This window comes from Accumulibacter sp. (assembly GCF_031732815.1).
Taxonomy (GTDB): domain Bacteria; phylum Pseudomonadota; class Gammaproteobacteria; order Burkholderiales; family Rhodocyclaceae; genus Accumulibacter.
Map to the genome: position 1 here is coordinate 1 of NZ_JAVMKF010000080.1, position 6,553 is coordinate 6,553.

Below are 6,553 nucleotides of genomic sequence, written 5' to 3' on the forward strand. Positions count from 1 at the left end.
CGCTCGGCGCTGGCAAGCTGTCGGTCGGCCCGCCTTATTTCGACGCCGTCTTCGTTCCGCTGATGCTGCCCGCCGTCTTCCTGATCGGCGTTGCCCCTTTCGCACGCTGGAAGCAGGCGAGTCTGGGCGAACTGGCGCGCACGCTGCGCTGGGCTTTCCTGGCCGCTGCCGTCGTCGGCCTCGCGGCGCCTTTCCTCTACGGCGAGTGGAAGCCGCTCGTCGCCTTGAGTCTGCTGCTCGCGGCGTGGATCGTCTGCAGCGCTGCCTTGAACTTCTTCGAGCGTGTGCAGGCGACGCGCGCCGGCTTGTCGTTTGTCCGGGCCATTGGCCGCCAGCCGCGCAGTTTCTTCGCCATGCATCTGGCGCACGCCGGTGTCGCCGTGTTCATCGTCGGCGTTGCCATGGTCGGCGGCTACCAGGACGAAAAAGACGTCAAGATGGACATCGGCGATACCGTTTCGGTCGGCGGCTACGTTTTTCGCTTCAACGGTGTGCGCCAGGAACAGGGACCAAACTACCGGGCGCTGGTCGGCGACGTCGACTTGTTGCGCGACGGCCGGCTGTTGCGCAAGATGGCGCCGGAAAAGCGCTTCTATCTCGCTTCCGCGATGCCGATGACCGAAGCGGCGATCGATACCGGCGTCCTGCGCGACGTCTACGTTTCGCTCGGCGAGCCGATCGACAAGGCGAATCCGGCCGCCGCCTGGGCCGTACGCGTCTATTACAAACCCTTCGTCGACTGGATTTGGGGCGGGTGCGTCCTGATGGCGCTCGGCGGGGTGCTTGCCCTGAGTGACCGCCGCTACCGTATCCAGGCGCGTACGCGCCTCGTGGCCGGCGGTTTGCCGGCGGCGAACGCATAGGAAGAAAGCGGATGAACCGATTTCTCTGGCCGCTGATCGGCTTTCTCGTGCTCGTCGCGCTGCTTGCCGTCGGGCTCAACCTGAACCCACGCGAAGTGCCCTCGCCGCTGGTCGGCAAACCGGCGCCCGCCTTCTCGCTGGCGCGCCTGGACGCGCCCGAGCAATCGTTTTCGCCGCAGGAGATGCGCGGCCGGGTCTGGCTGCTCAACGTCTGGGCGTCGTGGTGCGTGTCCTGCCGACAGGAGCACCCGGTGCTGGTCGACCTGGCGCGGCGCGCGACGGTGCCGCTGGTCGGCCTGAACTACAAGGAAGTGCGCGGCGACGGCGGAATCGACAGCGACAAACTCACGCCGGCCGAGGAGAAGAAAATGGTCATCGCGCGCGCCGCAGGCTGGCTGGCCAAGCACGGCGATCCCTACTCGCTGTCAGTGCTCGACATCGACGGGCGCGTCGGAATCGACTACGGCGTCTATGGCGTTCCCGAAACCTACGTCATCGACAAGGCCGGAATCATTCGCCTGAAACACATCGGCCCCTTGTCGCGCGAGCTCCTTGCCAGCCGCATCGAGCCGCTGCTCGCGGAACTTGCCCGATGAACCGCGTGCTCGTGTTCTTCCTGCTGATCCTCGCGCTGCTCGGCGGCGGGCGCCTTTCCGCTGGCGAAGCAGCGCCGCGCGCGGCCGACGAAGCGACCGAAAAGCGCCTGGCGGCGATCGCCAGCGAACTCCGCTGCCTGGTCTGCCAGAACGAATCGCTTGCCGGATCGAACGCCGAACTGGCCGGCGACTTGCGGCGGGAAATTCGCGCGCTCATCAAGGACGGCAAGAGCGACAGTGAAATCATGGCTTTCATGGTCGAGCGCTACGGCGATTTTGTGCGCTACCGGCCGCCGCTGAAGGCAACGACGCTGCTCCTCTGGTTCGGTCCGGCGCTGCTCTGCGCGATTGGCCTGGCGGCGCTGCTGCGTTATCTGCGACGACGCAGCCGGGCGATCGAAGACCGTCCGCTGAGCGCCGAAGAGCAGCGCCGCGTCGAGGCGCTGCTCGGTACGACCGATTCCAGCGAGGGCAAATCATGACCGCTTTCGTGATCTGCGCCGGACTCCTGGTCGTCGCCGTCGTCGCCATCGTCCTTCGGCCGCTCTGGCGCGCGCCGCGCGCGGCGCCACCGGCGGGCGCGCGCAGCGCCGCCAACCTGGCGATCTTCCGTGATCAACTGGCCGAACTCGAACGCGAGCGCAGCGCCGGAACGTTGAGCGAGGCCGATTTCGCGCAGGCGAAAACGGAACTGCAGCGCCGCCTGCTCGACGAAGTCGATCCGGCGCAAGCGCTAGCCGATACGGGCGGACCAGCGCCGGGCGTGGCTTCGGCGCCGGCGGGCAGCGAGCGCAAGACGGCGCTCGCCCTGCTGCTCGTACTGCCGCTCGCCGCCGCCGCCGGTTATGCCGTGCTCGGCAATCCGCGCGCGCTCGATCCGCTGGCGCGGCAGGCGAATCCGGCGCCCGAGCAGGTCGCCGAGATGGTGAACAATCTGGCGAGAAAGCTGCAGAAGAACCCGGACGACGCGCGCGGGTGGTTGATGCTGGCGCGCTCGTACAAGGTGCTCGAACGCTACACCGAGGCGGCCGAGGCTTATGGGCGGGCGGCTGTCCTGGTCGATGCCGACGCCAACCTGCTCGCCGACTACGCCGAAGTGCTCAGCGCAGCCAGTGGCGGCAGCCTGCGCGGCAAGCCGAGCGAACTGCTCGAACGCGCGCTGAAGCTTGACCCGGATGCCCCGCAGGCGCTGCTCATGGCCGGCGCAGCGGCACGCGAGCGGCATGACTTCGCCGCTGCCGCCAGCTACTGGACGCGCCTGCAGGCGCAGGTTGAAGCCGATTCAGCGGACGGCCAGGCACTCGCCGGCGCCATCGCGCAAGTGCGCGAACTGGCACAGGCCGCCGGCGGTTCTGCCGCGCGCTCGGCGATCGACCGCAGCAAGGCGATTAGCGGAGAAGTGACGCTGAGCGGAAAACTCGCTGGCAAGGCCGCTCCGCAGGACGTGCTCTTCGTCTTCGCGCGCCCCGAAGACGGTTCGCGCATGCCGCTCGCGGCAACCCGCGCGACCGTCGCCGATCTGCCGTTGCGCTTCAGCTTCGACGATTCGATGGCCCTCGCCGGCGGGCGCAAACTGTCTGATTTCAAGGCGGTGCACGTCGAAGCGCGGATCGTCAAGGCGGGTCAGGCGCAGGCGTCTCCCGGCGACCTGTTCGGCGCCCTGTCCGGCGTCAGACCGGGCAGCCGCGACCTGCGCCTGCTGATCGACCAGGTACAGCCCTGAGCGCTGGCGGCCACCGGCTAGAAAAGCAGACGGTGGGCGAAAAACGCCGCCAGACCGATGGCGATCGTCGCCAGCAGATTGCGCGTGAGCACGCCGGCGGCGAGCGTCAATAGCGCGGCAAGCAGGTAAGGGTTGGCCAGCGACACGAACCACTCGCCTTTCGGCAGCAGAACCGCGGGCAGCGTAATCGCCGTCAGCACCGCCGGCGGGATGAACTTCAGCGACTCCATGATCCACGGCGCCAGTCGAATCCGCTCGGCCAACGCGAAGAGCAGATAGCGAATGCCGAAGGTGACGGCGGCCATGCCGGCGATCAACCAGACTTCGTCGCTCCCCGTCATCGCTCGCCTGCCGGATGGCTGGCACGCAGCCGCTGCGCGCTCAGGCCGGCAACGATCCCGGCCAGCGCGGAGAGCACGATGCCCAGCTTGTAGGGAATCGCCAGCGTCAGCAACGAGGCCGCGCCGGCGACCAGCACGCAGACGGCGATGGGCATCGTCTTGACGAACGGAATGATCATGCCGATGAAAGTGACCGGCATCGCCACGTCGAGCCCCCAGCTCTGCGCATCGGGAATGCGCTGGCCGAGCAGCAGGCCGAGAAAACACCAGAACTGCCAATTGACATACATGGCGATCGACGACCCAAGCTGGTACCAGTGCTTGTCGGGCGAAGCGTCGTCCTTCTGGAAGCGGTGCACGGTTACGGCAAAAGTCTCGTCGGTCAGCCAGAAAGCGAGCGGAACCCGCCAGCGCTGCGGCAGGTGCTGGAGGTGCGGCAACAGCGTTGCGCTGTACAGCATGTGGCGCAGGTTCACGATCAGCGTCGTCAGCACGATGATCGCCACCGGCGTCTGCGCCGCAATCAGGCCAATCGCAATGAATTGCGAAGACCCGGCAAAGACCAGCGCCGACATCGCCACGGCAGCGGCGAAGGAGAGCCCCGAGGTCGCGGCAAGCGCGCCGTAGATCATCCCGAACGGCAGCGCGCCGAGCAGCAACGGCAGCGTATCGCGCACTCCGGCGAGGAGTTCCTGCCGGCGGAGATGTTCAGGCTGATTCATGAAGTTGGCAGCGGTGCGCAGCCGGTCGCAGTCGGCCAATCGGTCAGTCGGCCAGCCGCCGGGCTGACCAAGCGTCGTAGCAAGCCGACGACCGGCAGGTCAGCGCGGGGAAAGCGGGCTGGAGCGACAGGTCCAGGCGCGGCACCAGGGGCGAAAAGTCGCGGATTCTATCAGCAAAGCGCCGCCTGCCGCGGGCGGCCCCGCCGCTTGCCTCACCAGCGACGTCTGCGCAATGCCGTCGCACTGGCTCAAATTGATCTGATACCCGAACAATGTGCGCCAGCCGCCAGGGTATTTTCACCTTGGCGAGTTTGTCGATGAAGAGAGAGAAGCGAAGCTACGCGCCGGCGCTGCGCAGTGAGAACGGCGACGGGCCATCAGCCACAAGGGCTTCGGCGAGACACGGTCACTCCGTCGCCTTCGTCTTACCCAGACCGTAGACCGTATGCGAGTCTTCCCAGGCGTCGTCGAATGCCGAAAACAGCAGGCGTTCTCGGTATTGAAGGCCACTTGAGGTAACCGTTCACACCCCACCGCCTTGTTGCCTCCTGCTCCTTGGCAAGGTGTTGATTCGTCGAGCACGACGGTGCTGGTGGCCAGGGGGACGTGAACGGTTACGTGCCGTCAGCGCGTCAATTCGCAAGTCGAGGATTTGCTTGCCGGTGCAGACGCGGGTATGGCCGATATGCATGGTTTAGGTTCTGGGTAAAGAAACAAAGCCAAAATGCCGGATGCGTTCAACATAGCGTCCGTAGAACCATACCAGTGCTTCTGTCGCGTCCTGGGTCTCGTAGAGTCGGGTCATGACCTGGTTGTATGCCAAGAGTTCCTTGGCGGTAATCATCATCGGCGGATAGCCGGCGCCCATGAGGATGCCGTTACAGAGAAACCGCGATGTGCGTCTATTGCCGTCGTAGAAGAACTGGATCAGGCTTCCCCAGAGAAAGACCAGGAAGGCGCGATGAATGGCATCGGAAATCATAGCCAGCGCCTGGCGGCCCTTTTCGAATAGCGCATCGAGCTGTTCTGCCGGAGGCACCTGATACTCCGTTCCCTGGATAAAAACAGGCCCATTGCGGAATACCCCCCACTCCAGGGCTTCGTTCTTGGCAACAATGCCTTGAATCGATTTTGCGGTGTCGGCGGTGAGCTCAAAGGCATTGTCTTTCACCAGACCCACTACAAAAGGAGAGGGCATGATTGAGTCGCAACACCTGTTCTGCATCGGACAGGCGGTGCCCGCCGACCGTGATCCCATCGAGAAGCGTTTGGATTTCTGGAAAGGTGAGCGGATTGCCTTCGAGGGCGGCGGTGTTATAGACGAAGTCGACACGTCCGCGTTCGGCCACGAACAATGCCCGCCTTTTGTCTGGGGCGATGTCCGCTGCCTCCCGCGCTGCTCGTACGGGCGCAGGGTCATACCCGAACAAGAGCGCCGGCTTCAAGTCAAGCGCGCTGACCACGGTCACGGGTGTGCCAGGTGATGATGCGGGTAGCGGGTATGGGGAGGTTTCGTCTTGGGTTTCCGGTGTGTTCATGGCGCAACTGTATGGAGAAGGGACGTTTGGGGTAGTTCGATTGTGCCATGGGCTGTGCAAGACTTTGTCTCCTCGTTCGTCAGCTTTCACATGCCATGAACAGGGTTTGACTTCAGGGCCAATAAAAACAATCTTTTGGCGCGCCGCGGCGAACTTCGTGCAGGGCCACGCCGGGGCTGGAACTCGATTGCAAGGTTGGGGCAGGGGAATACCGTGGCGCCATGTCCGTAGAGGTATCAAGCAGACGCGGCGACGGTAGCGTGTGGCGACCTTGCCGCCTCGGCATTGGCAAAGCTTGATGCAGAGGTGATCGGCAAAGCTCTCGATGTTCCCGGCCAGGAAGCCGCAAACTTCGGAGACACGCGGGCCGGGGGCCTGGCGGGTCATCAGCGGCGTTGTCCCGCGCAGCGCTCTCGCTGAATCGATCAGGCGGGCCATTTCGCCTCTTGCGACGGTCTGCGGCTACCGGTTGGGTACTCGAGTGCGCGCAAGCGGAACATTTTCGCTTGCCTGCCGAGTCCCCACAGGCGTTGGTCGAGAACACCGGCGACGACAACTCGGCAGCTCGCCGCTCGGCGTTGCGCAAGCCGTTACCGGTGGCACGCGAAGGGCGCAGCAAGGCGCAGCAAGGTGCTTGCCTGCGGGGCGCCCTTTGTCCGGCCAACAGGCTAGCCAGTGGCGAAGCGGCTTTGCCTGGCCGACGGCCAGAACGCGCCGGACATCGGCTCACTGCGCCGGGTCGCGGGCGCTGCCCGGCGCGCGTAACCATC

At 65.2% G+C, this 6,553-nt stretch carries 8 protein-coding genes; 5 read left to right on the forward strand and 3 right to left on the reverse strand.

All coding sequences use genetic code 11. The features are described from left to right. From RKP46_RS06605 to ccmI, 4 genes are all read left to right on the forward strand, one after another. Positions 1 to 863: cytochrome c-type biogenesis CcmF C-terminal domain-containing protein (locus RKP46_RS06605; RefSeq protein WP_311105909.1), on the forward strand; the 863-nt coding region annotated here is incomplete at its 5' end. Positions 864 to 874: 11 nt separating this feature from the next. Then, entirely contained in the window at positions 875 to 1,459 is a 585-nt protein-coding gene (locus RKP46_RS06610) for a DsbE family thiol:disulfide interchange protein (RefSeq protein WP_311105910.1), read from the forward strand. Next, the gene (locus RKP46_RS06615) at positions 1,456 to 1,941 is read left to right on the forward strand and encodes a cytochrome c-type biogenesis protein (RefSeq protein ID WP_311105911.1); all 486 of its coding nucleotides are present in this window, start codon (positions 1,456 to 1,458) and stop codon (positions 1,939 to 1,941) included. The genes RKP46_RS06610 and RKP46_RS06615 overlap by 4 nt, the downstream gene beginning before the upstream one ends. Continuing rightward, positions 1,938 to 3,182, forward strand: a complete 1,245-nt coding sequence (gene ccmI / locus RKP46_RS06620) for a c-type cytochrome biogenesis protein CcmI (protein WP_311105912.1) — start codon at positions 1,938 to 1,940, stop codon at positions 3,180 to 3,182. Before RKP46_RS06615 ends, ccmI begins: the two co-directional genes overlap by 4 nt. Before the next feature lie 17 nt (positions 3,183 to 3,199). Here ccmI and RKP46_RS06625 read toward each other — a convergent pair whose 3' ends face one another. From RKP46_RS06625 to RKP46_RS06635, 3 genes are all read right to left on the reverse strand, one after another. Beyond that, the gene (locus tag RKP46_RS06625) at positions 3,200 to 3,523 is read right to left on the reverse strand and encodes an AzlD domain-containing protein (protein ID WP_311097697.1); all 324 of its coding nucleotides are present in this window, start codon (positions 3,521 to 3,523) and stop codon (positions 3,200 to 3,202) included. Continuing rightward, the gene (locus RKP46_RS06630; RefSeq protein WP_300334389.1) at positions 3,520 to 4,245 is read right to left on the reverse strand and encodes an AzlC family ABC transporter permease; all 726 of its coding nucleotides are present in this window, start codon (positions 4,243 to 4,245) and stop codon (positions 3,520 to 3,522) included. The genes RKP46_RS06625 and RKP46_RS06630 overlap by 4 nt, the downstream gene beginning before the upstream one ends. Positions 4,246 to 4,939: 694 nt before the next feature. Next, positions 4,940 to 5,443 carry a Fic family protein gene (locus RKP46_RS06635; protein ID WP_311105913.1) on the reverse strand — a complete coding sequence of 168 codons (504 nt, stop codon included), beginning with the start codon at positions 5,441 to 5,443 and terminating at the stop codon, positions 4,940 to 4,942. Here RKP46_RS06635 and RKP46_RS06640 point away from each other — a divergent pair. Further along, positions 5,442 to 5,729: a hypothetical protein gene (locus RKP46_RS06640; RefSeq protein ID WP_311105914.1), complete on the forward strand. Its 288-nt coding sequence runs from the start codon at positions 5,442 to 5,444 to the stop codon at positions 5,727 to 5,729. The two genes, RKP46_RS06635 and RKP46_RS06640, sit on opposite strands and share 2 nt — an antisense overlap. The last annotated feature ends 824 nt before the right edge of the window (positions 5,730 to 6,553 follow it).

Coding starts and splice junctions, on each gene's coding strand:
- RKP46_RS06610 (WP_311105910.1), top strand. CDS start 875: ATGAACCGATTTCTCTGGCCGCTGATCGGCTTTCTCGTGCTCGTCGCG.
- RKP46_RS06615 (WP_311105911.1), top strand. CDS start 1,456: ATGAACCGCGTGCTCGTGTTCTTCCTGCTGATCCTCGCGCTGCTCGGC.
- ccmI (WP_311105912.1), top strand. CDS start 1,938: ATGACCGCTTTCGTGATCTGCGCCGGACTCCTGGTCGTCGCCGTCGTC.
- RKP46_RS06625 (WP_311097697.1), bottom strand. CDS start 3,523: ATGACGGGGAGCGACGAAGTCTGGTTGATCGCCGGCATGGCCGCCGTC.
- RKP46_RS06630 (WP_300334389.1), bottom strand. CDS start 4,245: ATGAATCAGCCTGAACATCTCCGCCGGCAGGAACTCCTCGCCGGAGTG.
- RKP46_RS06640 (WP_311105914.1), top strand. CDS start 5,442: ATGATTGAGTCGCAACACCTGTTCTGCATCGGACAGGCGGTGCCCGCC.
- RKP46_RS06635 (WP_311105913.1), bottom strand. CDS start 5,443: ATGCCCTCTCCTTTTGTAGTGGGTCTGGTGAAAGACAATGCCTTTGAG.